1 protein-coding gene is annotated in these 617 nt (G+C 44.2%); it reads left to right on the top strand.

What is annotated here, in order from left to right; all coding sequences use genetic code 11:
• Window positions 1–16: 16 nt before the first annotated feature.
• The gene (locus tag R7Z50_RS28770; protein WP_001043046.1) at window positions 17–289 is read left to right on the top strand and encodes an HU family DNA-binding protein; all 273 of its coding nucleotides are present in this window, start codon (window positions 17–19) and stop codon (window positions 287–289) included.
• Window positions 290–617: the final 328 nt, after the last annotated feature.

Here is a 617-nt window from a genome sequence, read left to right as displayed (position 1 = left end):
ACAAACAGGAATAACGATGAACAAAAGTGAACTGATTATGAAAGTGGCCGAAGACGCTGATATTAGCAAAGCAAAGGCCGAAGCTGCGGTAAATGCGCTGATCAACTCAGTGAAAGAGGTGCTTAAAGCGGGTGGGACAGTAGCGCTCACTGGGTTTGGTACTTTCCACGTTAAGGAACGCGCAGCGCGAACCGGGCGGAATCCCCAGACTGGAGAGAACATCCAGATCGCGGCGGCCAACATTCCTGGGTTCAAAGCTGGTAAGGGGTTGAAAGACTCCGTGAACTAGATCTTAATCATGTGACACATGAATAAGGTTTACATAAGGCTCCTTCGTGGGAGCCTTATTCATATCAGACATGAATAAGGGGAAGGGATGAGATTGTCGTCAACTCAAAAGGACGTTTTGTTCATTCTATACGCAATTGAGGCCGGTGGAAAAGCTGTGTGAGTAGAATAAAGTTTCGTTACTAAGTAATAAAGAATCATACTGAGTATTAAAGATTCATACTTAAATGGCAGCGATCAGAGTACACTGCCATTTCTAAAACGTTTATGCCCCATTCCTTCTTAGACCTTGTATCTACTTCAAATTGCAGGCTTCCGTTTAAGGTTAC

Source organism: Vibrio sp. 1249-1 (assembly GCF_033340495.1).
The sequence above is the reverse complement of the archived record's forward strand: the minus strand, read 5'-3'. Positions and strand labels throughout refer to the sequence as shown.

Bases quoted from the DNA above. Each gene is read 5' to 3' on its own strand.
- R7Z50_RS28770 (WP_001043046.1), top strand. From the start codon at position 17: ATGAACAAAAGTGAACTGATTATGAAAGTGGCCGAAGACGCTGATATT.